This window comes from Nocardia puris, from assembly GCF_036051655.1.
Classification (GTDB): domain Bacteria; phylum Actinomycetota; class Actinomycetes; order Mycobacteriales; family Mycobacteriaceae; genus Nocardia; species Nocardia puris.
Window position 1 is genome coordinate 1,113,760 of sequence record NZ_CP107943.1, and the last position, 24,148, is coordinate 1,137,907.

Annotated in this window: 26 protein-coding genes and 1 tRNA gene; 10 read left to right on the top strand and 17 right to left on the bottom strand. The window is 69.3% G+C overall.

The window, feature by feature from the left end:
* Positions 1-3: 3 nt before the first annotated feature.
* Together OHB21_RS04685 and OHB21_RS04690 are read right to left on the bottom strand one after the other, a co-directional pair.
* On the bottom strand, positions 4-690 hold the full coding sequence (locus tag OHB21_RS04685) for a TetR/AcrR family transcriptional regulator (protein ID WP_067505203.1): 687 nt from the start codon (positions 688-690) through the stop codon (positions 4-6).
* Between the two features lie 129 nt (positions 691-819).
* Complete coding sequence (locus OHB21_RS04690) at positions 820-1,944, bottom strand: pyridoxal phosphate-dependent aminotransferase (RefSeq protein ID WP_067505206.1); 1,125 nt, start codon at positions 1,942-1,944, stop codon at positions 820-822.
* 158 nt (positions 1,945-2,102) lie between these two features.
* Between OHB21_RS04690 and OHB21_RS04695 the strand changes: the two genes are divergently transcribed.
* The gene (locus OHB21_RS04695) at positions 2,103-3,056 is read left to right on the top strand and encodes a M23 family metallopeptidase (protein WP_195125302.1); all 954 of its coding nucleotides are present in this window, start codon (positions 2,103-2,105) and stop codon (positions 3,054-3,056) included.
* 118 nt (positions 3,057-3,174) lie between these two features.
* Here the strand turns inward: OHB21_RS04695 and purD are convergent, their stop codons facing one another.
* Positions 3,175-4,449 carry a phosphoribosylamine--glycine ligase gene (gene purD / locus OHB21_RS04700; protein WP_195125301.1) on the bottom strand — a complete coding sequence of 425 codons (1,275 nt, stop codon included), beginning with the start codon at positions 4,447-4,449 and terminating at the stop codon, positions 3,175-3,177.
* Positions 4,450-4,651: 202 nt separating this feature from the next.
* On the opposite strand from purD, the gene OHB21_RS04705 reads away from it, so the two are divergent.
* Both OHB21_RS04705 and OHB21_RS04710 read left to right on the top strand, forming a co-directional pair.
* Entirely contained in the window at positions 4,652-5,029 is a 378-nt protein-coding gene (locus tag OHB21_RS04705; RefSeq protein WP_067505215.1) for a PH domain-containing protein, read from the top strand.
* 18 nt (positions 5,030-5,047) lie between these two features.
* Positions 5,048-5,473 (top strand): HIT family protein, encoded by a 426-nt coding sequence (locus OHB21_RS04710; protein WP_067505218.1) that lies wholly within the window; start codon positions 5,048-5,050, stop codon positions 5,471-5,473.
* A 69-nt stretch (positions 5,474-5,542) separates the two neighbouring features.
* On the opposite strand, the gene OHB21_RS04715 is transcribed toward OHB21_RS04710, so the two are convergent.
* From OHB21_RS04715 to OHB21_RS04725, 3 genes are all read right to left on the bottom strand, one after another.
* Complete coding sequence (locus OHB21_RS04715) at positions 5,543-6,430, bottom strand: hypothetical protein (RefSeq protein WP_195125300.1); 888 nt, start codon at positions 6,428-6,430, stop codon at positions 5,543-5,545.
* Positions 6,431-6,446: 16 nt separating this feature from the next.
* Positions 6,447-6,770, bottom strand: coding sequence for a type VII secretion target (locus OHB21_RS04720; protein WP_195125299.1), 324 nt, complete (start codon positions 6,768-6,770; stop codon positions 6,447-6,449).
* 73 nt (positions 6,771-6,843) lie between these two features.
* Complete coding sequence (locus OHB21_RS04725) at positions 6,844-7,788, bottom strand: hypothetical protein (RefSeq protein WP_067505227.1); 945 nt, start codon at positions 7,786-7,788, stop codon at positions 6,844-6,846.
* Positions 7,789-7,831: 43 nt separating this feature from the next.
* Between OHB21_RS04725 and OHB21_RS04730 the strand changes: the two genes are divergently transcribed.
* Both OHB21_RS04730 and OHB21_RS04735 read left to right on the top strand, forming a co-directional pair.
* On the top strand, positions 7,832-7,957 hold the full coding sequence (locus OHB21_RS04730; RefSeq protein WP_267465142.1) for a hypothetical protein: 126 nt from the start codon (positions 7,832-7,834) through the stop codon (positions 7,955-7,957).
* A gap of 97 nt (positions 7,958-8,054) precedes the next feature.
* The gene (locus tag OHB21_RS04735; RefSeq protein ID WP_195125298.1) at positions 8,055-8,372 is read left to right on the top strand and encodes a helix-turn-helix domain-containing protein; all 318 of its coding nucleotides are present in this window, start codon (positions 8,055-8,057) and stop codon (positions 8,370-8,372) included.
* A 116-nt stretch (positions 8,373-8,488) separates the two neighbouring features.
* Here the strand turns inward: OHB21_RS04735 and OHB21_RS04740 are convergent.
* The 3 genes from OHB21_RS04740 to OHB21_RS04750 all read right to left on the bottom strand — a co-directional run bounded on the left by OHB21_RS04740 (position 8,489) and on the right by OHB21_RS04750 (position 9,920).
* Positions 8,489-8,563 (bottom strand) — tRNA-Thr (locus OHB21_RS04740).
* Between the two features lie 106 nt (positions 8,564-8,669).
* On the bottom strand, positions 8,670-8,912 hold the full coding sequence (locus tag OHB21_RS04745) for an MbtH family protein (RefSeq protein WP_011207082.1): 243 nt from the start codon (positions 8,910-8,912) through the stop codon (positions 8,670-8,672).
* A gap of 174 nt (positions 8,913-9,086) precedes the next feature.
* The gene (locus OHB21_RS04750) at positions 9,087-9,920 is read right to left on the bottom strand and encodes an alpha/beta fold hydrolase (protein WP_067505233.1); all 834 of its coding nucleotides are present in this window, start codon (positions 9,918-9,920) and stop codon (positions 9,087-9,089) included.
* Between the two features lie 159 nt (positions 9,921-10,079).
* Here OHB21_RS04750 and OHB21_RS04755 point away from each other — a divergent pair, with 159 nt between their 5' ends.
* The 5 genes from OHB21_RS04755 (at position 10,080) to OHB21_RS04775 (ending at position 15,406) form a co-directional block, all read left to right on the top strand.
* Positions 10,080-10,250: a hypothetical protein gene (locus tag OHB21_RS04755; protein ID WP_170160797.1), complete on the top strand. Its 171-nt coding sequence runs from the start codon at positions 10,080-10,082 to the stop codon at positions 10,248-10,250.
* 106 nt (positions 10,251-10,356) lie between these two features.
* Positions 10,357-11,922, top strand: coding sequence for an alpha,alpha-trehalose-phosphate synthase (UDP-forming) (locus OHB21_RS04760; protein WP_084537402.1), 1,566 nt, complete (start codon positions 10,357-10,359; stop codon positions 11,920-11,922).
* 406 nt (positions 11,923-12,328) lie between these two features.
* Positions 12,329-13,057 carry a response regulator transcription factor gene (locus OHB21_RS04765; RefSeq protein WP_067505236.1) on the top strand — a complete coding sequence of 243 codons (729 nt, stop codon included), beginning with the start codon at positions 12,329-12,331 and terminating at the stop codon, positions 13,055-13,057.
* Positions 13,058-13,140: 83 nt separating this feature from the next.
* The gene (locus OHB21_RS04770) at positions 13,141-14,553 is read left to right on the top strand and encodes a sensor histidine kinase (protein ID WP_324192035.1); all 1,413 of its coding nucleotides are present in this window, start codon (positions 13,141-13,143) and stop codon (positions 14,551-14,553) included.
* 301 nt (positions 14,554-14,854) lie between these two features.
* A complete protein-coding gene (locus OHB21_RS04775; RefSeq protein ID WP_195125297.1) occupies positions 14,855-15,406 on the top strand; it encodes a hypothetical protein in 552 nt (183 codons plus the stop codon).
* A gap of 81 nt (positions 15,407-15,487) precedes the next feature.
* Here the strand turns inward: OHB21_RS04775 and OHB21_RS04780 are convergent, their stop codons facing one another.
* The 8 genes from OHB21_RS04780 to OHB21_RS04815 are packed head-to-tail and all read right to left on the bottom strand — an operon-like array spanning position 15,488 to position 24,147.
* Positions 15,488-15,976 carry a h domain protein gene (locus tag OHB21_RS04780; RefSeq protein ID WP_067505244.1) on the bottom strand — a complete coding sequence of 163 codons (489 nt, stop codon included), beginning with the start codon at positions 15,974-15,976 and terminating at the stop codon, positions 15,488-15,490.
* A complete protein-coding gene (locus OHB21_RS04785; RefSeq protein WP_195142128.1) occupies positions 15,973-16,971 on the bottom strand; it encodes a hypothetical protein in 999 nt (332 codons plus the stop codon). The genes OHB21_RS04780 and OHB21_RS04785 overlap by 4 nt, the downstream gene beginning before the upstream one ends.
* Entirely contained in the window at positions 16,968-18,383 is a 1,416-nt protein-coding gene (locus OHB21_RS04790) for an MCE family protein (RefSeq protein ID WP_067505248.1), read from the bottom strand. Before OHB21_RS04790 ends, OHB21_RS04785 begins: the two co-directional genes overlap by 4 nt.
* Positions 18,380-19,618: an MCE family protein gene (locus tag OHB21_RS04795; RefSeq protein ID WP_407675230.1), complete on the bottom strand. Its 1,239-nt coding sequence runs from the start codon at positions 19,616-19,618 to the stop codon at positions 18,380-18,382. Before OHB21_RS04795 ends, OHB21_RS04790 begins: the two co-directional genes overlap by 4 nt.
* Positions 19,618-20,901 carry an MCE family protein gene (locus OHB21_RS04800; RefSeq protein ID WP_067505254.1) on the bottom strand — a complete coding sequence of 428 codons (1,284 nt, stop codon included), beginning with the start codon at positions 20,899-20,901 and terminating at the stop codon, positions 19,618-19,620. The genes OHB21_RS04795 and OHB21_RS04800 overlap by 1 nt, the downstream gene beginning before the upstream one ends.
* Complete coding sequence (locus OHB21_RS04805) at positions 20,898-21,962, bottom strand: MCE family protein (protein WP_067505257.1); 1,065 nt, start codon at positions 21,960-21,962, stop codon at positions 20,898-20,900. Before OHB21_RS04805 ends, OHB21_RS04800 begins: the two co-directional genes overlap by 4 nt.
* Entirely contained in the window at positions 21,962-22,984 is a 1,023-nt protein-coding gene (locus OHB21_RS04810) for a virulence factor Mce family protein (protein WP_067505260.1), read from the bottom strand. Before OHB21_RS04810 ends, OHB21_RS04805 begins: the two co-directional genes overlap by 1 nt.
* Positions 22,981-24,147, bottom strand: a complete 1,167-nt coding sequence (locus OHB21_RS04815) for an MCE family protein (protein WP_067505263.1) — start codon at positions 24,145-24,147, stop codon at positions 22,981-22,983. The genes OHB21_RS04810 and OHB21_RS04815 overlap by 4 nt, the downstream gene beginning before the upstream one ends.
* Position 24,148 lies beyond the last annotated feature (1 nt).

A 24,148-nucleotide genomic window follows, 5' to 3' on the forward strand; every position in this document is an offset into this window, starting at 1 on the left:
TGGTCAGTCTAGTGGCCGGAACCTGTCGGTTTGCCCGGACGTCGAGTTCAGCGGGCCGCGCGGGTGTCCGTCGGCGTGTTCCCCGCGTAGCGGCGGTGCGACGATGTCGATCACCTCGAGCAGCGCGCCGCGCGCCATCCGGCGCGGTTCGGGGTTGCTCTCGGTGAGCGCGGCGACCACCGCGCCGTCCACGACCGCGACCAGTCGGCGCAGTTGCTCGGGCCGCACCGACCGGTCGGAGCGGCGCAGCGCGTCGGCGAGCAGCTCGTCCAGCTGCGCGCGCAACCGCAGCTGGACCTCGCGTAGTTCGGGGTGGCGGGCGGAGGCGACCGACCGCTCGTAGCGGGCGATGAGGTGACCGTGCGTGTTCTCGTCGGGGCCGTCCGGTCCGACCAGCAGGTCGAGCACCAGGTCCACGGTGGCCTCGGCGCCGCGGCGGCGGTGGCTCACCTCGCCGACCCGGCGGCGCATGGCCTCCAGTTCCGCGTTGCCGCTGAATTCGACCGCGCGGGCGATCAGGTCTTCCAGGGATTCGAAGTAGTAGGTGGTCGAGGCGAGCGGTAGGTCCGCGCGCGTCGCGACCGAACGATGCCGCACCGCATCGAATCCGCCTTCGAGTAACAACTCGGCGGCGGCCGCTACCAGAGCCTGGCGACGCCGTTCGCCTTTCGGGGTCGTCGCGGTTATCACCGTGCCATCGTGCCAGTCGTCATCAGTTCATCCGTGCGAAATCGAGAGTGGAAACCCAGCCACCGTTGTTTTACCCCATCTGCGGCTTCCTGGTGCCGGACTGCGGAAACTTGTTGCCGGGCAAGCGCTTCAGGCACCGGTATGGCGACCCAGACGGGCCAGCGCCTCGGCGATGTCCGCGGTGGCTCCGGCAAACGAGAAGCGAACGGTGCGATGCCCATTGACAGTGTCGAAATCGATGCCGGGCGAGAGCGCCACACCGGTGTGGTCGAGGACCTCGGCACACCACTTGCGGGAGTCGTCGGTGAGGTGGCCGATATCGGCGTATGCGTAGAAGGCTCCGTCGGCGGGGGCCAAGTCGGTGATGCCGATCTTCGGCAGCCCTTCCAAAAGCAGTTGGCGGTTCACGGCATAACGGCGAACGTGTCCGTCCAGCTCGGACTTCGCGTCCGGGCCGAAGGCGTGCAGCGCCGCGTATTGCGAGATCGCGGGCGGGCAGACCGTCATATTCGACGCCAAGCGCTGTAGCGCCGGGCGCAGGCCGGTGGGCGCGAGCATCCAGCCGAGCCGCCACCCCGTCATGGAGAAGTACTTGGACACCGAGCCGATAACCACGGATTCGCGCGATGTTTCCCAGGCGGACGATGTGTGTTGATCCGAGCCCGCCGTCTCGTAGGTGATGCCGTGATAGATCTCATCCGAGATCAGCAGCGTGCCGTGCGTGTCGCACCAGCGGGCCAGCGCCGCGAGCTCGTCGGGGGCGATCATGGTGCCCGTCGGGTTGGCCGGGCTGGCCACCACCAGGCCGGCGGGCGGCTCCGGCAGCGCCTCCAGCATGGCGACCGTCGGCTGGAACCGCGTATCGGGTCCGCAGTCGAGTTCGACCACCCGGCAGCCGAGCGCGGCCAGGGTGTTGCGGTAGGCGGGGTAGCCGGGGCGGGCGACCACCACCGTGTCGCCCACGTCGAAGGCCGCGAGGAAGATCAGCGTGAACGCGCCCGACGAGCCGGTCGTCACTACGACGTCGTCGGGGTCGACGGCGTAGCCGTAGGTGTCGGTGTGATGCGCGGCGATGGCCTCGCGCAGCGGGAGGATGCCGAAAGTCTCCGTGTAGCCGAGCAATTCGGCGTCGATCGCCAGTTTGGTGGCGCGCAGCACCGGCGCGGGCGCGGGGGTGGAGGGCTGGCCCGCCGCGAGGACGAGCACGTCACCGTGGGTTCTGGCGCGTTCGGCGGCGGCCTTCCACACGTCCATCACATAGAACGGCGGAATGGTCGACCGGCGGGATTCTCGAGACACCCGACAGACGGTAGACCCTGCGCCGCGCCCCCACCCCGGCAATAGCGACTTGCGCACCACATCCACCCCTCGTCCGTGCGCCGGGTCACTCGGCACGGCTAAGGTCGTGCGTAATGCTTGACGAGGCTCGCCGCGCTGGGCTTGATCGGGTACGTGGAGCGGGTGGCATCGGGGTCATACCGCCCGATCGGCGCGCCGCTTTCCGGAAAGATCACACCGCCCGAGATCTGTGGCGTCGCGCCCGTCGGATGGTCGACGACCTGCGCAACCGTCCGCGCCCCGATCTGCGGGAGCTGTGGGAGGAACAGAAGCGCCGCGACTACCGGGCCTTGCTGCGCAAACATCGCGTGCTCATCGGCGGGTTGATCGCCGTGCTCGTGCTGGCGGGCGCGGATTCGCCGTTCGACTGGGGTCTGTCGACTCACACACCCGGGCCGAACGAGGCGCAGCGCGTCTTCTTCGCCCAGCCGCAGCAGATGCAGTCCACTCCCCCGTCGGTGCGCCGCTACCTCGACGCCATCGCCAACGGTGAACGGCTGCGCGAGGCCGCGGTGGTCGCCGCCGCGGCCCGCGCCACGCTGGAGCGGGCGAAAGCCGAGGCGGCCGCCGCGGCCGCGGGCGAATGGCAGCCTTGGATGGGCGGCACCGCGCCGCTGCCCCCCGGCTCGATCCTGCCCGGCGGCAGCGGGTTCGTACTGCCCACCCGCGGCGTCTTCACCTCCGGATTCGGCACCCGCTGGGGCACCTTCCACAACGGCATCGACGTCGCGGGCCCGATCGGCACCCCGATCTACGCCGTGGCCGGCGGCACCGTCATCGACGCGGGGCCCGCGCAGGGCTTCGGCCTGTGGGTGCGCATCCGCCACGACGACGGCGCCATCACCGTCTACGGGCACATGTACGACTTCTTCGTCTCGGTCGGCGAACGCGTCCCGGCCGGTATGCAGATCGCCCGCATGGGCAACCGCGGCGACTCCACCGGCCCGCACCTGCACTTCGAGGTGATCGTCGGCGGACAGTACGTCGACCCGCGCGCCTGGCTGGCGCAGCGCGGGTTGAGTTTCTGAGGGACAAGCACGGTGGCCGGGCACACCCGGCCGGCGTGCACTGGACGCGACGACCGCCGGCCGGTCGGGAAATAGCCGTGACCACCGTCATGGCTGGTGGCGGAAGCCGCTGGTGCGGCTAGCCCGGGACGGTGATCCGGTCCTCGACGGCGGCCAGGCCGATGTCGGTGCGGAAGTGGCTGCCGGGGAGCTTGATCGAGGCGATGCGCTCGTAGGCCCGGTCGCGCGCCTCGGACAGGTCCTCGCCCACCCCGACCACGCTGAGCACGCGCCCGCCCGCCGACACCAGGGCGCCGTCCTCGCGGGTCGCGGTGCCCGCGTGCAGCACGGCGGCGGATTCGTCGGCCGACTCGCCCGCCCCCGTGATCACATCGCCCACGCGCGGGCGGCCCGGGTAGTTCTCGGCGGCCACCACGACCGTGACGGCCGCGCCGTCGCGCCAGCGCGGCGGCGCCACCTGCGCGAGCGTGCCGGTGGCGGTGGCGTTGAGCAGTTCGCCGAGCGGGCTCTCCAGCAGCGCCAGCACCGCCTGGGTCTCGGGATCGCCGAAGCGGCAATTGAATTCGACCACGGCCGGGCCCGCCGCACCGATCGCCAAACCGGCGTAGAGCAGGCCGGAGAACGGGCAGTCGCGGCGCACCAGTTCGGCGGCGACCGGCTTGACCACGTCCTCCACGATCGCGGTGACGGTCTCGGGAGCCAGCCACGGCAGCGGCGTGTACGCGCCCATTCCGCCGGTGTTCGGGCCGGTGTCGCCGTCGCCGACGCGCTTGTGATCCTGCGCGGGCAGCAGCGGCACCACCGTCTCGCCGTCCACCAGGCAGAACAGGGAGACCTCCGGGCCGTCGAGGAACGACTCCAGCAGCACCGGATGGCCCTGCTCGAGCAGTTCGGCGCCGTGATCGCGGGCCGCCAGCCGGTCGGCGGTGACCACCACGCCCTTGCCCGCGGCCAAGCCGTCGTCCTTGACCACCCAGGTGGGGCCGAACCGGTCCAGCGCGGCGTCGAGGTCGGCGGGGTTGTCCACGATCTCGCTGTGCGCGGTGCGCACGCCCGCCGCGGCCATCACGTCCTTGGCGAACGCCTTGGAGCCTTCGATCCGCGCGGCCGCGGCCGAGGGGCCGAAGCAGGCGATGCCCGCCGCGCGCACCGCGTCGGCCACGCCCAGCACCAGCGGCACCTCGGGACCGATGACGACCAGATCGGCGGACAGCTCGGTGGCCAGTGCCACCACCGCCTCCCCCGAGGACGCGTCCACCGGGCGCACCTGTGCGTGCTGGGCGATGCCCGCGTTGCCCGGCGCGGCGTAGATCGCGCTCACCCCCGGGTCGCGGCGCAGAGCCTGGACGAGGGCATGTTCACGGGCTCCGGATCCGATGACGAGTACGCGCACGCACGACAGCTTAGGTGACCCGCCGCGCCGCCCCGCCGGGCATCGGCCTCTTGGTCACCCGCCGTTCACGCGCCGTTCGGCGGCCACTCGCGAATTCGGTTACGGCGTTTCCCCCCTCGCGCCCGCGACGCGTGGATCATGGGTGGGGAGGCCGGGGCACGCCGTCCCGCCCACCACCGACGCCGCGAAGGACGTAGAGATCATGGGTCTGATCGACGGACTGATGGGCAACGCCGGACGCATCGATCCGGGACAGGCGCAGCAGGAGTACGCGAAGCTGCTCGGCAACGGCGAACAGATCTACGCCGCGTACCTGCTGGTGCGCGACGCCATCCTGTTCACCAACCGCCGCCTGATCCTGGTCGACAAGCAGGGGTTGTCCGGACGGAAGGTGAGCTACCACAGCATCCCGTACCGCTCCATCACGCATTTCGCGGTCGAGACGGCGGGCACCTTCGATATGGACGCCGAGCTGATCATCTGGGTGTCCAGCATGGACGCGCCGGTGCAGAAGAAGTTCAACCGGCAGGTCGACATCTACGAGGTGCAGGGCATCCTCTCCCACTTCGTCGGGGTGTAGCGGTACTACGCTGCGGACATGGCTTCCGTCTTCAGTGCGATCATCGCCGGTCAGCTTCCGGGCCGATTCGTCTGGGAGGACGACGAATTCGTCGCCTTCCTGACCATCGCCCCTGTCACCCAGGGCCACACGCTCGTGGTGCCGCGCGCGGAGATCGACCAGTGGCAGGACATCGATCCCGACACCTTCGCGCGGTTGAACGTCGTCGCCCAGAAGGTCGGGCAGGCCGTGCGCGCGGCGTTCGAGGCGCCCCGCGCGGGCCTGCTCATCGCCGGGCTCGAGGTCCCGCACCTGCACGTGCACGTGTTCCCCGCCTACTCCCTCGGCGACTTCGACATCTCCGGCGCCGACCCCAACCCGTCCGCCGAATCCCTCGACGAGGCGCAGGCCAAGATCAAGCAGGCCCTGCGCGACCTCGGCCACGGCGCCAACGTCCCGGACTGACGCGAGTCCCGGGCCGCCCCCTACGCGGCCCGGAACCGGCTCCGCCCCAATCGGTTCGGCGTCCCGTCGTCAGGTGATGAGCCCCAGCACCGCCTTCGTGTTCTGAGAGTCCTTGCCCGCCAGCGCTTTGTACAGGCCGTCGATCAGATCGCGGATCGCCACGGCGGTGGTGCCGAACTCCTTCACGTCCTTGGCGAGCGCCTTCAGCAGCAGCGACACGTCCGAAATGGTCTCGGCGATCTTGGCGACGGCCTCCGAGATCACCAGGGGCGTGGCCGTACCGACGGAGAACGCGAGTTTCAGCGTCCACGACACCAGCTTGCCCGCGATACCGGCCAGGATGTCGCGGACTGCGGTGCGCACACCGCCGATGATCTCCCCCATCGCACGGGTCAGCTCGGCCAGACCGTACGAGGCCGCGGCGAGCGAGGCGACCTGCGCCGTCTGAACACCGGCGTAGACGCGATAGGCGTTGGCGGCCAGCCCTTCCCACTTCGCGGTGTCGCCGGTGACCGCTGCCTTCGTATCGCAGGCGACCTCCTCGACGTGGTTGCCGATATTGGTCCACGACTGTGAGTAGGCCTTGATCATGTCGGGGTTGCCCGCCAGCTTGTCGAACACCTCCCGGACGGGCTTGATGTGCTCCAGCATCCAGGACACGATCTGACCGGCCACGTAGGCGACCGGATCCGAGTACATCGCGGCCATCTCGAGCCCGACGGCCACGACACCGAGTTCGAACACGCCCGGGTCGCCGCGGTTCATTCCGTCCTGGATCTCGTCGAAGCCCTCGAACAAGGTGAGCCCGCGCGTCATGCCGAGCGTGTCGGAAGAATCGGACGTGGTGACGAACAGGCCGAGCGGGCCGGACTGGTGGTAGGCGTTGCGACTGTCGGTGCCGGTCTCGATCAGCGAGTTGTCGATCCGGGCCGGATCGGTGAGAAAAGGCGTCGTCATGATGTTCTCCGGCCGCTCAGCGCGGCCCGTCGCCGATCTCGCAGCCGTCCAGTTCGGAACCGCGCTCGGTGTCGAGCCCCTGGAAGGTGTCGGCGCAGGTGACGATCTTGTCGGCGGTGGCCTCGAGGGCGGTGCCCATACCGGTGAGTGCGAGGGCGGCCGTGGCCTGCACCATCTTCACCGCCGTGACGAACGGCGTGGCGAACATGCCGTAGCCGTCGTCGAGCAGCATCAGGTGCCGGGCGGCCTCGGCGGCGTACGCGACGCGGTCACCGAAATCGCCGCACGACTCGGCGTGTTTGCGCAGATCCGCCAGTTCGACGGTGAAGCTGCTGGTCACCGCGGCCTCCTCCGGGTTGGGTACAGGGTGTGTTCATAGAGGTTGGACGCGGCGGCCGACCGATCGGTTCCCTTTATTTCGAAGTCGGGCCGTAAGGCGGGCTCGGTCGGCGCGAGCCCGGTCCCGGGTATCGGCGCAAGGCCGCGTAGCGGAGGAGCCGGCGGTGCAGGAGTTCGGCGGCGAAGGCGGCGTTACCGATGGTGAGGACGATGTCCCGATCCACGGTGCGGATCACCACCGCCGGAGTGGTCGGCGGGATGCGGTCGGCGGCACCGACCGGCAGCTCGGTCCACAGGTTTCCCGCGGAGCCAGGTGGCGCCCACCCGCTGCGCACAGCGACGACGCGGTCGAATCGCACGTTGCTGCCGGGGAGGAATCCGAATCGGCCGCCACGGCGGAGGACGGTGAGGGCGTCGGCGTGCACCGTCACCACCGTCGAATTCAGCACCACGGCCACCCCGTAGTCCCAACTGGATTCGCGCATGATGTCGACGGCGATGCCCGTGTCGCCGAGCGCGGCGTGCATCGGCTCCAGAAACTCGTGACCGGCGCGCCACCCGCTCCACCCCGCGGCTCCCACCACCGCGAGCAGCACCAGGAACAGGCCCGACCACCACACGTCACCGGACGCGGCACCGACGAGACTCGCGATTCGATCGGCCACGATCCCCTGCACCATCACGATTCCGCCCGCGAACCACCCCCACGCCTTCGGATGCTGCAACGCCGACCACGCCGCCGGGCTCCGCGGGCGCAACAGCAGGACTCCGCCCACCGCGGGAGCCGCCGCGAACACCATGGCGACATGCGCGGCACCGCCGATGACCAGCGGCCGCACTCCCTCCAACCCACCGGGTACGCCGCGCGCGATGGTCAGCACTGCCGCGAACACCACCCCGGCGCCGGGGATCGCCACGAACGCGTAGCGCAGAAATCGGCGCGATCGTTCCCACCGTTCCCGCAGCACTTCGTCCACGGGTCCGACGACCCCCGGCGGCGTCACCGGAATCAACTCCACATCCGCTCCCCTCCGCCCAGCGTGCCGCGCCCCTGTCGACGGCATGAGCGCCTTGATGCGAGACGACGCCGCGCACGCCAGGCAGTATGCCTCCACCGCCGCGACCAGCGGGCGCACGAACGTGATCGGCGCGGGTGCCCACCGCGGCGCAACGCCGACTCGCCGCTGATATCTCGCGGCCTCCACAGAACCCGGCGCGGCGCGAATCCCGTTGTGGTATCAAACGTCACCTGATCGCGAACACGACATCGAGGGGGAAGCAGGGCATGACGACCACGTGGTTCACCAGGACGCCGGAGGCCGCGGCGAAGGACGCCGAAGACCAACTGCTGTTCGACGCGACCGACCTCATCGCCGGCGCCATGACCACCGCCGGCCTCACCCGCCACGACCTGGCCGCCCTGCTCAGCACCCACCCCACCGAACTCGCCCGCCGCCTCAACGGCCGCCGCAACCTCACCCTGCGCGACCTGGCCCGCACCGCCCACACCCTCGGCTACCGCGTCGACCTGAATTTCGTCCCGGTCGGCGACCCCGCCCTCCCGCCGAGCGCGGAGAACGGCGAACACGCCAGCCGCGGCTGAGCGGGGTCACGCCCCGAGTACTGAGCCGCCCCGCCACGTTCGCGAGCGGGCCACCCGGCTGAGTCCTCCCGTAAACAGCGATCGGCGACCGGAAGAATCCGGCCGCCGATCAAGTTTGGAGCCCCCTGTCAGGATTGAACTGACGACCTTCGCTTTACAAGAGCGGTGCTCTACCACTGAGCTAAGGAGGCGGGAAGCGGTGCCCATCATAGCCGGGGATACCCGCCGCACGGCACCGGGTTTCGGTGCCGCGCGGCGGGGTTCAGCTGTTCCCGGCGCAGTATCGGATACCGCGGGTCAGGACTGGGCGCCCTGCCGGGCCGCGTCGTCGGCGGCCATCGCGTCGCGCAGGCTCTTGGGACGCATATCGGTCCAGTTCTTCTCGACGTACTCGACGCAGGCAGCGCGGCTGTCCTCACCGAACACGACCCGCCACCCGGCCGGGACCTCGGCGAAGGCGGGCCACAGGGAGTGCTGTTCCTCGTCGTTGACCAGAACGAAGAAGCGGCCGTCTTCGTCATCGAAGGGATTGGTGCTCAATTTCACCTCACTGGATACTGGCGCTTTGTACGGGATCGCCCCTGGGGTCGCTCCGGCGCGGGCCCGTGGAACACGGCGCACTCGTCCCGGAAGACTCCCTGGGCGTTGTGTCGACCCTAGCAAGGGAGACGTTACGGCTGGGCGATTACCTCACGGACTCTCGCACACGACGGTTCACCCCGCGAAGAAATCGAGCAGGATCTTGTTGACGGCCTCGGGACGTTCCAGGTAGCCGAAGTGGCCCGCGTCGGGAATCTCCTGGTAGCGGGCGCCGGGGATGACCTCGGCGACCTCCCTGGTGAGGTACGGCGGGATCATGCGGTCGTCGGCGAAGCCGATGGCAAGGCTGGGCACGGTGATGCCGCGATAGGCCTGCACGCGGTCGAAGTCGTGGTCCATCCGCCGCTGCGCGCGGATACCGGGGGTGACCGGTCCGCCGGTGAATTCGAACAGGTCGAGCCAGTCGCGGGCGGCGTTGACGTCGGCCATGGTGGCCGGCGACAGGTTCATCACCGCCGTGATGGCGGCCTCGTACTTGGGCGGCAGTTTCACACCGCCGGCGTCGAGATCGTGTTCGCCCAGCGAGAGCGTCTTCTGGAACTGGTCGAGGCGCCCGTGCCCGGCCATGAACACGGCCTTGCGCACCAGATCGGGCCTGGCCAGGGCCAGTTCCTGGGTGACGCGCGCGCCCATCGAGGTGCCCACGACCAGCGCGGGACCCTCGTCGAGCAGTTCGATGAGGCCCGCGGTGTCGGCGACCAGATCGTCGATGGTGATGCCCGCCGCGGATTCGTAGGACGGCGCGATGCCCCGGTTGTCGAAGGTGCAGACCCGGTAGCCCGCGGCGACCAGCGCGGGCACCTGGTGCAGTTCCCACACGCGGCCGGGGCTGCCGGTGCCCATGATCATCACCACCAGCGGCCCGCCACCCTTGGTGTCGGTGCCCTTCGCCCGGTCACCTTTGACCTGGTAGTTGAGCGAAATTCCGTTCACCGTCGCCAGCGGCATCGTCGACCCTTTCGTCAGTTGGTGCTGCCCCACGGTATCCCCAGCCCCGCCCGATCGCGACGAACACGGGATACTGGCACCAGCAGCCGTGTACGCGGGGAAGTCACCTACCATGGACTACTCGCACGTACGAGCGTAATCAGCCGGGAGGACAAGAAGATGGCCGCGAAGGGCAGCGCGAACGATATCGCGGACGACGACCTGGAACCACTCGCCGACGAGACCGCCCGCCAGGCGCAGCGCGTGGTGGCGGCCTACGCGGCGGATGCCGACGAGTGCCGGATGCTGCTGTCGATGCTCGGCATCGGCCCGGGCAGCCGCACCGAATAACGGCCGACCCCGCTCGACGACAACGGCGCCGTCGAAACCGATCGACAACTCCATTGGGACCTGCGACTCCGTGGGGATCAGCGCGAAGGATGCGTGAGTGGACCAGATGAACGACAAGACGTCCGACGATTCCGAGCCCACCCTGTCCGCACCGGCGGATTCCGACCGGTCGGAGTCCGATCTGCGACCCGGTGATTCGGGTTCCGGATTCGTCGTCGTCGCCAATCGTCTGCCCGTCGACCTCGAACGGCTGCCCGACGGCACGTCCCGCTGGAAGCGCAGTCCCGGTGGCCTGGTCACCGCGCTGGAGCCGGTGCTGCGCAATAACAAAGGGGCCTGGGTGGGGTGGGCCGGCGTCCCGGATGTGGACGTCGACCCGATCATCGAGGACGGCCTCGAACTGCATCCGGTGCCTCTGACGGCGCAGGAGGTGGCCGACTACTACGAGGGCTTCTCCAACGGCACGCTGTGGCCGCTGTACCACGACGTGATCGTGCGCCCGACCTACGATCGGGCCTGGTGGGCGGCGTATGTGAACGTCAACCGCCGGTTCGCCGAGGCCACCGCGAAGGTCGCCGCCGAGGGCGCGACGGTGTGGGTGCAGGACTACCAGTTGCAGCTGGTGCCGAAGATGCTGCGGATGCTGCGCCCGGACCTCACCATCGGGTTCTTCCTGCACATCCCGTTCCCGCCGGTCGAGCTGTTCATGCAGATGCCGTGGCGGACCGAGATCATCGAGGGTCTGCTCGGCGCGGACCTGATCGGTTTCCACCTGCCGGGCGGCGCGCAGAACTTCCTGTACCTGGCGCGGCGGCTGGCCGGACAGCCCACCTCGCGGGGCACGGTGGGTGTGCGGTCCAAGCTGGGTGTGGTGCAGGTCGGTTTCCGCACGGTGCGGGTGGGCGCGTTCCCGATCTCGATCGCCTCGGCGGAGCTGGACGAGCATTCGCGCCGCCGGTCGGTGAAGGAGCGGGCCGCGAAGATCCGCGCCGAGCTGGGCAATCCCAAGAACATCCTGCTGGGGGTGGACCGCCTGGACTACACCAAGGGCATCGACATCCGGCTCAACGCGTTGCAGGAGCTGCTCGAGGAGGGGCGCGTCGACCCGCACGAGACGGTGATGGTGCAGTTGGCGACGCCCAGCCGCGAGCGCGTGGAGAGCTACATCCAGATGCGCGGCGATATCGAACGCCAGGTGGGCCGCATCAACGGCGAGTTCGCGCGCGTCGGGTACCCGGTGGTGCACTACCTGCACCGGCCGATCCCGCGCGACGAGCTGATCGCGTTCTTCGTCGCCGCCGACGCCATGCTGGTGACGCCGCTGCGCGACGGGATGAACCTGGTGGCCAAGGAGTACGTCGCCTGCCACAGCGGCCTCAACGGCGCGCTGGTGTTGAGCGAATTCACCGGCGCGGCGGCCGAACTGCGCCAGGCCTACCTGTGCAACCCGCACGACCTGGACAGCGTCAAGGACGCGATCGTCTCCGCCCTCGACGACGACCGCGACACCAAACGCCGCCGCATGCGCTCGCTGCGCCGCCAGGTCTTGGCCCACGACGTCGACCGCTGGGCCCGCGCCTTCCTCGACGCGCTCGCGCAGGGACAGGTCGCGGGCAGCGCGCTGCTGACGGACGAGGACACCTATTCGGAGTCGGAGACCCCACGGCGCTGATCACGTGGGGGTCCATCCCGAGCAGGTTCTCCTTCCGGCGCGAACGCCCCATCCGCACTCTCTCATCTACCTCGGGGACGGAGCCCGACGACCGGCCGCGAACCCGCACGCGCCAGCCAGCGCTCCAAAAACACCGGCACACCTTCACCGGGCTCGCCCCAACCCTCAACTGACAACGCACGATCCCCACCCTCCCGACCACCCCGGGGAGGGAGCCCGACGACCGACCGTTCGCGGCCGTCTCGCGTCCCAGCGCTCGAAGCGCACGCGCGCCAGCGCAAGTCTCGAGCGCTGGGACGCGAGACACAAAGGGCCGCGAACCCGCGCGCCCCGGCGCGCCAAAGACACAGCAAGTTCCCAGGTACTCCCCAGGAAGCCCTGAACAGGGCGGACGATCGTGGTCTGTATGAACGATGCACCGGCGGGACTTCCCGAGGCGAGGGTGCTCGTCGTCGACGACGAGCCGATGATCGTGGAACTGCTGTCGGTGAGTCTGCGGTTCCAGGGCTTCGAGGTCGAGACGGCGGCCGATGGGGCCCAAGCGCTGGACCGGGCGCGCTCGTTCCGCCCGCACGCGTTGATCGTGGACGTCATGATGCCCGGCATGGACGGCTTCGGCCTGCTGCCGCGGCTGCGGGCCGACGGCATCGACGCGCCGGTGCTGTTCCTGACGGCGCGCGACGACGTGCAGGACAAGGTCGCCGGGCTCACGCTGGGCGCCGACGACTACATCACCAAGCCGTTCAGCCTGGAAGAGGTGGTCGCGCGGCTGCGGGTGGTGCTGCGGCGCGCGGGTCACGGTGAGCCCGTACGGGATTCGCCGCGCCTGCGGTTCGAGGACATCGAACTCGACGACGACACGCACGAGGTGTGGAAGGCGGGCGAACCGGTCGCGTTGTCCCCGACGGAGTTCACGCTGCTGCGCTACTTCATGGTGAACGCGGGCACGGTGCTGAGCAAGCCGCGCATCCTGGATCACGTGTGGCGCTACGACTTCGGCGGCGAGGTGGGCGTGGTGGAGACCTACGTGTCGTATCTGCGCAAGAAGGTGGACACCGGGGAGCGACGGTTGATCCACACGTTGCGCGGCGTCGGGTACGTGATGCGCGCGCCCGACCGCAGCCGGACGCCGTGACCGCCGACCAGACGACGCGGAAGGCCGCACGCCCGAACCGGATTCGGCGTGAGCAGGATCCGCTGAGCCGGGCGCGCAAGGCGGTGGGCGATCGGCTGTCGGCCGTCCCGCTGCGCGTGACCTTGGTTCTCGCGCTGGTGATCTCGGCCGCGCTGGGCTTGCTGGTGTCGGGCCTCGCGGTGACCTCGTCGTTGCAGAACTCGCTGATGAACCGCACCGATCAACAGTTGGCCGACGCCGCGATGTCGCGGGTCCGGGCCATCCGTCCCGCGCTCCCCGCCCCGCCGCCCGACCAGCGCGGCACCCCCACCACGTTCTACGTGACCACCGAATACGCCGACGGCGCGGGCACTTTCGTGTCCAAGCCGTTCGACGTGGAGGCGGTTCCTGATCTCACCGCGGTGTCCGCGGCGCATCCGGTGACGGTGGACTCCTTGAACGGCGATCCGACGCGGTGGCGCGTGGTGCAAGTCCGCACCCCCGACGTGGCCACCACCGTGGCGCTCCCGCTCACGCAGAACGACGACACCGTGCGGCGATTGGTGATGCTGCAAGTGGCAGTCGGCTCGGCGGTGCTGGCGGTGCTGGCGCTGGCGGCGTATTTCGTGATCCGCCGCAGCCTGCTGCCGTTGCGGCGGGTGGAGAATATCGCGGCGGCCATCGCCAAAGGCGATTTGCACCGACGAGTTCCGGTGCGTGGCAACGACACCGAGGTGGATCGGCTGTCGCGGTCGCTGAACGGCATGCTGGCCCAGATCCAGTCGGCGTTCGCGGCGACCGAGGCGTCGGAGGCCGCCGCGCGCGATTCCGAGGCGACCATGCGACGCTTCGTCGCCGACGCCAGCCACGAACTGCGCACCCCGCTGACCACGATTCGCGGATTCGCCGAGCTGTATCGCCAAGGCGCGACCGACGATCCGGTGCTGGTGCTGGACCGCATCGAACGCGAAGCCCAGCGCATGGGCGTGCTGGTGGAGGACCTGCTGATGCTGGCGCGGCTGGACGCGCAACGGCCGCTGGAGCGCGGGCCGGTCGACCTGCTGACCCTCGCGGGCGACGCGGTCCACAGCGCGCGCGCCGTCGCCGCCGCTACCGCGACCGATCGGCGGATCACGCTCGAAGTGCGTTCCGGCAAGGGCACTCTGGAGGTGGACGGCGACGAGACCCGATTGCGCCAAGTGCTCGCCAACCTGGCGAACAACGCGCTCACCCACACACCACCCGACGCAGATATCACGGTCGCACTCACCCCCGAGCTCTATGACGTGGTGCTGGAAGTCGCCGACACCGGCCCCGGATTGCCGCCGGACGAAGCGGATCGAGTCTTCGAACGCTTCTACCGCACCGACACCTCCCGCACCCGCGCCAGCGGCGGGACGGGTCTGGGGCTGTCGATCGTGCGCGCACTGGTCGAAGCGCACGGCGGAACCGTCGGCGTGCGCAGCGTGCCCGGCGAGGGAACGATCTTTACGGTCCGATTGCCGCGCGACGCGTGAGCGATCCGGCGGCTGGGGTCGAGGGAGAGCCGTGCGTCCCGGGGGTCGCGCGCGGAAACGGTCGGCATCAGGGAGGACGAGACTGTGTTTCGCAAAGGAATCGCCATGATCGGGATCGCGGCGGCCGGTGTGGTGGGCGCGAGTGCGCTCGCGGGCGCGGCGCACGCCGAACAGCGGGTGGCGGGCAACTGCTGAAGCATCAGCCCCGATATCGTCGACGTGTCCTACAACGGCGGCGCGACCGTGCGCACCGACCCCGCGACGAGTTCGCGCGCTGGCGCGAACAGGCGGGGTGTCCGCCGTGAAGGTGGGCCGGCGGTGGGATATCGACGCGCCGGCCCCCGTGCGACGGGCAGCGCGGCGACCGCTGTCGGTGGCGTCGCAGCGCGCGCTGACACGAGCGCTGCACACCCGGTCGCTGGAGGGCCTGACCGGCCAGTTGCGGGCTCGCACAGCGGAGCGATTGCGGCTGCTGCGCACCGCCGATGATCCGGCCGGACTGCTGGTCGATTGGTGGGCTGGTCGCGCGCCGACCGAGCTGGACGGCGGGTCAAACTTGGTCGTGCACGCCATCGCGGGGAACAAGGAACGCGTGTGGTCGGTATTGCACCGCCCCCGGCGGGAGTACCTGCGCTACCCGTCGACATTGGCGCGAGTGGTCCGGGACGAACGCGCGATCCACGGCCTCACCCGCACCGAACTGGCCGGACTGGCCGGACTGGCCGGAGTCGATCACCGCCTCGTGGTGGACATCGAGCGCGCAGCTCTGTTGCACGACCTGATCGGCCTGCGAAAAGTGTTGCGGGCGTTGAGCGTCGAACCCACGGCCCTGCCCCCGATGGATCTGCGATGACCGACGGTTGTGTCACGAAGGCCGCACAGGTCTCGGATTCCAAAGATCCCTCCCCACCGGATGGCGGCGTATCAACACCCTCTAGATCGGGGTTACCGAATCCACCAGCCACCGTCCGTCGGTTTTGTCGACCGTCACGCGGACTCGGCTGCCGGTGGTGGTCCCTTGGGGGGAGTCTTTGCTGGTGGTGATCTGGTTGAGGTAGAGGAGGACTACGGCGCGGTCGTCTTCGGCGGAGACGATGCCGGCGGCTTGGGTGGTGGCTTGGACGGTGAGCTGTTTTTCCTTGGCGCCGGGGGCGATGGCCTCGGTGATGAGTTTGAGGTAGTCGGCGCGGAAGTCGGCGGAGAGGTTGTCGGCCGCCTTGGGGAGTTCGGTGTCGACGGTGCCGAACTCGTAGCTGAACATGGCGGCCACCGTGCGGCTGGCCGCGGCCGCGGCGTCCTGCCTGGCCTGTTCGGCCTCGCGGTCGCTCCAGTAGCGGAATCCGTTGACACCCATCACGATCACCGCCGCCAGCGCGACGGCGCCCGCGACGCCCGCCGCGATCAGTACTCGGGTTCTGGTCATGGCACGAACTCCACGTTGGAGGCGGTGAGACCGCCGTCGGTGTCGGTGACGGTGACGCGGAACCGGTAGAACCGCGTCTGCGGTTCGGCCTGACCCGCGTTGGTCAGGGTCTGTTTGGCGGCGACGAGCACCTTGGCGGAATCGTCGGCGTCGATCTCCAGCGCCGCCTCCACGATCTCGCCGCTGGAGCGCACCTCGGCCTGCTGCACGATGCTCAGGAACGGGTCGACGCGGCCGTCGAATTCGGTCTTGAACTGGCCCGACGCCATCGACAGGATGCGGTCGATGTCCTCCTTGGCGGAGTCGGCGTTGATGGTGGTGAGGTTCAGGATCGCCTGCCGCGCGGTCTGCACGTATTCGGCGCGGCGCGCGTCGCGCTCGTCGATGGACCGGGTGAGGAACACCGAGACCACCGCGCCCGCGACGAGCGCGAGGACGAGCACGGCCGCGGCGGCCGCGAGCAGGATCCGCCCGACACCCGGCCGACCGGTCGTCTCGGATGCGGACTCGCCATCGGCCTTCGCGTCGGCCGAATCGGATTCGGCGGCATCCGATTTCGAGAGCACGACGGCAGTTTCCGCGGAATCGGTGCTGTCCGACTTCGTCAGCGGCACCGAACCGCCGGCATCGCCCGCCTCGGACGCACCACGGTCGCCCTTCGTCAGCGACTCGGCAACGCCCGAACCGGCAGCGTCCGTCGACCGACGCACAGCATCGCCCGATCCGGCAACGCCTTTCGCCTGCGGCCCGGCATCACTCGCACCGCCTTTCGCCAGCGGCACCGAACCAGCCGCGCCGGCGCCCTTGCCACCCTCCGACGACACAGCCCCGGCACCACCACCGAATCCCCCACCAGCCGAACGGGATTCGACCGCATCACCACCCAGGCGGACCGTCACGTCCCCGGCGACCGTCCCCGCCTCGTCCACGGGCGGCCCCGCGGACCGCACGGCCTTCCTGCGCCCCCGATGTGTGTTCGAATTCGTATCACTCATCGTTGCTGCTCCTCGAGCATCGCCTGCCAGCTCGACGGTACCGTTCCCGAACCGCCCGGTCCGATATCACCCTGACGATACGTGCGACCGTCGGTGCCGATGTAGACGCCCGTCTCCGGGTCGTAGGACTTGGCCGCCGCGGGTGTGCTGTAGGAAGCCGGAGCCACCTGTCCCGGATCGGCGGGCGCGCTCGCGGGAGCCACCGGCTGCGGCGGGCCGAACGGCGGGTTGTCGCCCTCCGGCACGTACCCGGTGCGGCACAGTTCCGGCGTCGGCGCGCGCACGCCGGGGAACTCCATGCAGGGCGTGTTACGGATGCCGCGCACCTCGATGGGCGAGTCCTGCGGGATCTTGCAGTACAGGCCGGGCGGGGTGTCGACGAAGTTCAGTTCGCTCGGGGACCGCCGCTCGTTCGGCGGGAGGAAGCCGGTCGTGCAGGCCGGCGGATCGTTGACCGTCATCATGAAGTCCACCATGACGCCGTACTCCACGGGTCCGCGCACGGCCGTCATCAACGCCGCGACCAACGGCGGATATACGACAAGCAATTGTTCGATACCCGCGTGATAGATGGTGCTCACCTGCCCGAGACTCACCAGGTTCGACAGCAGTAGCGGCAGAGTCGGCCGCAGGTCGGCGAACTGGGTGGTCACTCGCTCCATGGCGGCCGGTCCCTCGCGCAGGATGCCGCGCAGCGCCGGATCGTGTTGGCGCAGTTGATCGGTCACCGTCGCCAGGTCGGCGGTCCACGAGCGGATGGCCGGATCGGAGCGGATCTGGGTGTCCAGCAACGGCCCGATCTGTTCGATCAGCTTCTTGGTGGGCTCCTGCGCGTTCTGCGCCTCCTGCACCAGCAGCGAGGCCGAGTCGATGAAGCGCTGCAGGTCGGGTCCGGCGCCGTTGAACGCGCGGAACGCCTCGTCGATCACCTGCCGCAACCGGGTGTCGGCGACGCTGGAGAGCAACCGGTCGGTCTGGTCGAGCAGCGTGCCCACATCCTGCGGCAGCTGGGTGCGGCTCTGCGGAATCACCGATCCCGCAACCAGATTCCCGCCCTGCGGATTCTGCACCGGGATCAGGTCCACGTACTGTTCACCGATGGCCGACACGCTGCGCACCCAGGCGTCGACGTCGGCGGGGATCTTGTAGTCGCTGTCGATGGAGAGCTCCGCCTCGACGCCGTCGGGTGTGAGCCGCACCTCGCGCACCTTGCCGACGTTCGTGCCGCGATAGGCGACGTTCGCGTTCTGGTAAAGCCCGCCGGTCGCGGCGAGTTCCACTGTCACGTCGTAGCGCCCGATGCCGAACATCGCGGGCAATTGCACGTAGGTGCCCGACATGACGGTCAGGCCGATCACCGTGAGCACGGCGAAGATGACCAGCTGGGTCTTGACGAACTTGGTGAGCTTCATCGGCCCGCACCCCCTTCACCCGCGCCGGGCAGCGGAACGGTGAGCCCCGGAATGGCGGGCAGGCCCGGGATCGGCGGCAGACCCGGAATGGTCGGCGTCGCTTGCGGATTCGGTGCGGGCCCGGTCTGGAGCGGCCCGGTGGCCGGGTTGCCCATATCGCTGGCGGTGCTCGGCGCGAAGCTACCGACCACACCCTCCACGCCGCCGAACCGGCCGCCGAGCGGAGTGCCGGTGAGCCAGTTGGAATCCAGGCGCTTACCGGTCATGTCGACGGTCATGAACAGGTTGAGGTAGTCGCCCTTGATCGCGTTGTCCAGGCCCCGCATCGGGAACGGGAAGGTCAGCAGGATGGTCAGCGACTCGCTGAGATTGCCTCCGGTGTCGGCCAACTGCCGCAGGACGGGCACCAGGCTGTTCAGGTTCGACGTCAGGTTCTCCCCGCTCGCATCGATCACGCGCTGCGTCACGTCGCTGAGTTCACCCAGTGCGGTGAGCGCGCCGGTGATGTTCTCGCGGCGGTCGGCGAGCACCGTGAGCGCGGGGTGCAGGTTGTCGATCGCGTTGGCGAGCACGTCGCGCTGGCCTGCCAGCTGCCCGCCGAGGCGGTCCAAGCCCTCCAGCGCGGACATGATGTCGCCGGTCTGATCACGCAGGTTCGACGTGAGGGTCTCCAACTGCGGCAACAGATCCCGGATCGCGTCCTCGCGACCGGTGAGCGCGGCGTTCAGTTCGCGGGTGATGGTCTCGAGCTGGGCGACACCGCCGCCGTTGAGCACCACCGACAGCGAGGACAGCACCTGCTCGGTGGTGGGGAACGCGCCGGCGCGCCGCAGCGGGATCACACCGCCGCCCCGCAACTCCCCCTCGGGGGCCTCGTCGGCAGGTGCGGCCAGCTCGACGTGATTGCTGCCCAGCAAGCTGGTCTGGCCGATCCGGGCGGTCGCGTTGGCGGGCAACCGCACATCGCCGTTGAGCGAGACGGTGACCAGCGCGTGCCAGTCCTGCACTTCGATGCCGGTGACCGTGCCCACCGGCACGTCGTCGACGCGCACCGGCGAGTTCCTGGTCAGCGTGGTGACATTCGGCATCTGGATGCGTACCTCGTAGGCGCCCTCACCCTTGCCCTCGGCGCCGGGCAGCGGCAGCGAGTTGAGGCCATCCCATTCGCAACCGGTGGCGCCCAGCGCGAGCGCCAGGCCGACGGCCAGTGCGGTGGTGCCGCGTCGCGTGCGCATCATCGTCCTCCTCCCGGCAGCACCAGCCCCGGTATCGCCAGCCCGGGCAGTCCGTTCGGCACGGTGACCGGCGCGGGCGCCGGCTTGGTCGGCGCGGGCGGCGCGCTCGCCGCCAGACTCGGCGGACTGAACGTGAGCTGGTTCGGGAAGGCGTGCACACCGGTCGCCGGGTTCGTCATGATCGGCACGTAGTTCATGGCCAGCGACTGGATCACCGGCGCCAAGTGCAGGGCGCACAAGTCGGCGGAGCGATCGGAATCGTTCTCCTCCAGCGCGCGGATCGAACCGCACAGGAAGCTCAGCGGATCGGCTGTGTTGTTGAGCGCGACCGCGCCGGTGATGGTGCCCTGCGCGGGCTTGTACAGCTGGTAGAAGTTCACCAGCGCCGTCGGGCCCGAGTGCAGCACGCGCTCGAACTCGGGGCGCTTGTCCACCAGGATCTGGGTGGCGTCGGCGAGCCGCTGCACGCTCTCGGTGAGCTCGGCGCCGCTGCCGTCCAGGAAGCGCTTCACATCGACCAGCGCCAGATCCAGATTGTCCAGGCCCGCACCGAGATCCGCGGACACGCCGGCCAGCACCGAGGAGACCGAGGCCAGCCTGCCGCCGAACTGCACGATCTGCTCGTTGCTCGCGGAGAGCACTTCGACGAACTGTTGCAGGTTGCGCACGGTGCCGAAAAGGTCGGTGCGCCCGTCGGACAGCGTGGTCAGCGTGGCCGAGAGTTCGCGCAGCGTCTCGCGCATCCGGTCGCCGTTGCCGTCCAGGTTCTCCGCGGCGGTTTCCACGAACCGGCCGAACGAGCCCTGCTCGTCGTCGCCCACCGGGCCCAGAGTCGTAGCCAGCTTGGACAATTCGGCCTTGATGTCGTCCCACTCCACCGGAACGGCGGTGCGCTCGACCGGAATGGTCGCGCCGTCAGCCATTCTCGGCCCGCCGGTGTAGGCGGGGGCGAGCTGGATGAACCGCGCCGAGACCAGCGAGGGCGAGATGATAACAGCGCGCGCGTCGGCGGGGATGTCCACGCCGCGGTCGACGGTGAACTCCACGCGCACCTGGTCACGTCCCGGCTCCACGTCGTGGATGCGCCCGACGTTCACGCCGAGCACGCGCACGTCGTCGCCCTCGTAGAGGCCGGTGGTGGACGGGAAGTAGGCGGTGACGGTCTTCGTCCCGATCTTCGAGACCCCTTGGTACACACCGGCGATCACCAGGGCGGCGACCACTACACCGGCCAGGATCAGCGCCCAGCGCGGGGGCTTGCGGACAGCGGCAGGAAGGTTCATCGCGGCGGCTCCTGGACCGCGGGCCCGATGGAGGGCGGTGGGTTCAAGAAGAAGTTGCGCAGGTCGGCGGGCAGATGCTCGGGCCAGACCAGCGCGTCGACCAGGGGTTGCAGGCCGACGCTGGTCGCGTTGACGACGTAAGCGTTGAACCACGGGCCATTGCCGACCTGCTCGCCGAGTGCCGCGGCGAACGGGCCGAGCCCGTCGAGGGCTTCGGTGATGTTCTGCCGGTTGCGCTGCAGGATGTCCACCACCGAGTTGAGCCGCTCCAGCGCGGGCCGTAGCTGGGCTTCGTTGTCGGCGACCAGCCCGCGCAACTGCTGGGCCAGCCCGTTGACGTAGACGATGAGCTGGCCGATGGCGGTGCGCCTGCGGTCCAGTTCGCCGAGCAGTTCGTTGCCGTCCAGCAGCAGCGCGTTGATCTGGGCGCTGCGGTCGGACAGGATCTTGGTGACATTCTGCGCCCTGGTCAGCAGCTCCGACAGCGCCCGATCGCGGGCGTTGATGGTGCGCGAGAGCTCGGTCACGCCGTCGAGGGCGTTGCGCAGCGGGGCCGGGGTGTCGGCGAAGGTCTCCGACAGCGCGTCCAGCGTCTGGTCCACCTTGACCATGTCCAGTCCGTCGACGGTCTCCGCGAGATCACCCAGCGCGTCGTTGAGCGAATACGGCGACGTGGTGCGCTCCAGCGGGATGGTGTCGTCGCGCCGCAGTGCGCCCTCCCCCTGCGGCGCCACCTCGAGCGATTTGCGACCGAGCACGGTGTTGGTCTTGATCGCGGCGGATGTCCTGTCCCCCAGCACGATCGCCTCGTCCAGGGTGAACCGCACCAGCACCCTCGCGCCGTCCAGCTCGACGTCCTCCACCCGGCCGGAGCGCACGCCCGCCACCTGCACGGGATCGCCCGGCAGCAGGCCGCCCGCATCGGCGAAGTGCGCGGTGAAGGTGGCGCCGCCGCGGATGAACGGCAGCCGGTCGAACTGCAACGCCGACAGCGCGATGGCGATCGCGAGGACGATGCCGACGACGCCGATGGTCACGGCGGGGGATCTCTGCTCGCTCATCAGGGTGCACACCTTCCCGTGTCCTGCCCGCCGGGCATGGTGATGTGCAGGGGGTTGCCGTCGGGACCGTCGACGATGAAGTTCGTGCTGCACACGTAGAGCGCGAGGAACGAACCGTAGGAACCGATTCGGATCAGCTTGCGGTAGGTCTCGGGCAACCGCTCCAGCACCCACTCCACGGTGTCGGAGTCGTTGTCGAGGTTGGTGGCCAGCCGCCCGGTCTGCTCGACGGTCGCGCGCAGGTCGGGGCGGGCCTGGGCGAGCAGATCGGTGAGATCACCGGTGGCGCCGGCGATCCGGGGAATCGCGTCGCCGATCGGATCGCGGTCGGCGGCCAAACCGCTGACCAGGCGCTGCAATTCGTTCAGCGTGGTGTCGAACTGCTGATCGCGCTCGTCGATGGTGGCCAGCACGGTGTTGAGGTTGTCGATCACGCTGCCGATCAGCGCGTCGCGCTCGCCCAGCGTCCTGGCGAAGTCGCCGCCGGAGTTCAGCAGCGAGACCAGCGTGCCGCCTTGGCCCTGGAAGATCTGCAACAACGCGTTGGTGAGATCGTTCACCTGCGCCGGATCCAGGCCGCGCAGCAGCGGTTTGAAGCCGCCGAGCAGCATGTCCAGGTCGAGGGCGGGCGAGGTGCGGTCGGTCGGGATGGTGCCGCCCGCGTGCAGGGTGTCGGCCGTGCCGGGACCGTCGAGCAGTTCGAGATACCGGTCGCCGACCAGATTCTCGTACCTGATCGCGGCGCGCGTGCTGGTGAGCAGCCGGTACTTGCGGTCCACGTCGAACTTCACGTGCGCGAGGTTGTCCTCGCCCACCTTCACCGAGCTGACCGAGCCGACCGGCACGCCGGCGATGCGCACCTTCGCGCCCGGCAGCATTCCGGAGGAACTGGTGAACACGGCGTGGTAGCCGTGCTCGCGGGCGAACCGCATCTGGCTGAACACCACCGCCAGTCCGGCGAAGATCAGCGTCATCACCAGGGTGAAGATCGCCAGCTTGACCGTGGTCTTGGTGTTCCTCATCCGGTCACCCCCGGCAGGCCGCCGAAGAGCAGCTGAAACACCTTGGAGCCGTTGAACTCCAGCTTCATCGACGGCACGTAGGGCGCGCCCTGACTGGTGTCGGTGACGACGTAGTTCGAATGACTGCCGGGTACTCGGTCCATCAGCCCCTCGCAGCGCGGTCCGCCGGTCGCGTTCACCTTCGGCAGATCCTCCGGATACTTGTACGGCTCGGCGGCCGGCATGAAGTTCGTGTTCATCGTGACGCCCGGCTGCATGCCGCCGAACATCGCCTCACCGACCGGCAGCAGCGCGCCGATGGCGTTGATCATGCAGTTCAGTCCCGGCGCGTACTCGGCGAGCAGGCCGGTGGTGGGGCGCAGCAGATCCAGCGCGGTCACCAGGTTCTGCTCGTTCTCGCGCAGCACCGAACCGGTGGTGTCGGCCAGGCCGACCACGTTGGCGAGCACGTCGTCGAGCGCGTTCTGCTCGTCGACGAAGGTCTGCCCGGTGACGACGAGGTTGTCCGCGGTGCGCAGCAGATCGTTCACCGTGTCGGCGTACAGGTCGGTCACCTCGGCCGTCTTGGCGAAATCCTCCCGCAGCGTGGGCAGCATCGGGTTCATCTCGCGCAGGTAGGCGTCCAGGTTGGCCAGCAGCTCGCCCAGCGACTGCCCGCGCCCCTGCAACGCCGTGCCCAGCGCGGAGAGCGTGGCGTTCAGCTTCTCCGGCTCCACCTTGGCCAGCACATCGGACAGGTGCTGGAACAAGGTGTTGAACTCGACGGTGACCTGCTCGGCGACCACGGTGGCGCCCGGTTCCATCGAGGACGACGAAGGGTCCTGCGGCACCACGAAGTTCACGTACTTCGCGCCGAACACGGTGGTGGAGCGGATGTCCACGCCCGCGTTGGCGGGCACCAGCTTCAGCTGCGCCGGATCGACCGCCAGGCGCAGGGTGGCGCCCTCGTCGGTGTGCTCGACGGCGGCCACCCGGCCGATCTCGACGCCGCGCACCTTCACCTTGGCGTCGGGGTCGAGCACCAGGCCGCTGCGCGGGGCCTGCACCAGGATCTCGGCGGTCTTGGTGAACCCGCCGACGAACATCGTCAGCGCGATCGCCACCACCGCGACCAGCGCCAGCACCATCACCAGGCCCGCGAGTTTGAGCTTGATCTTGTCCATG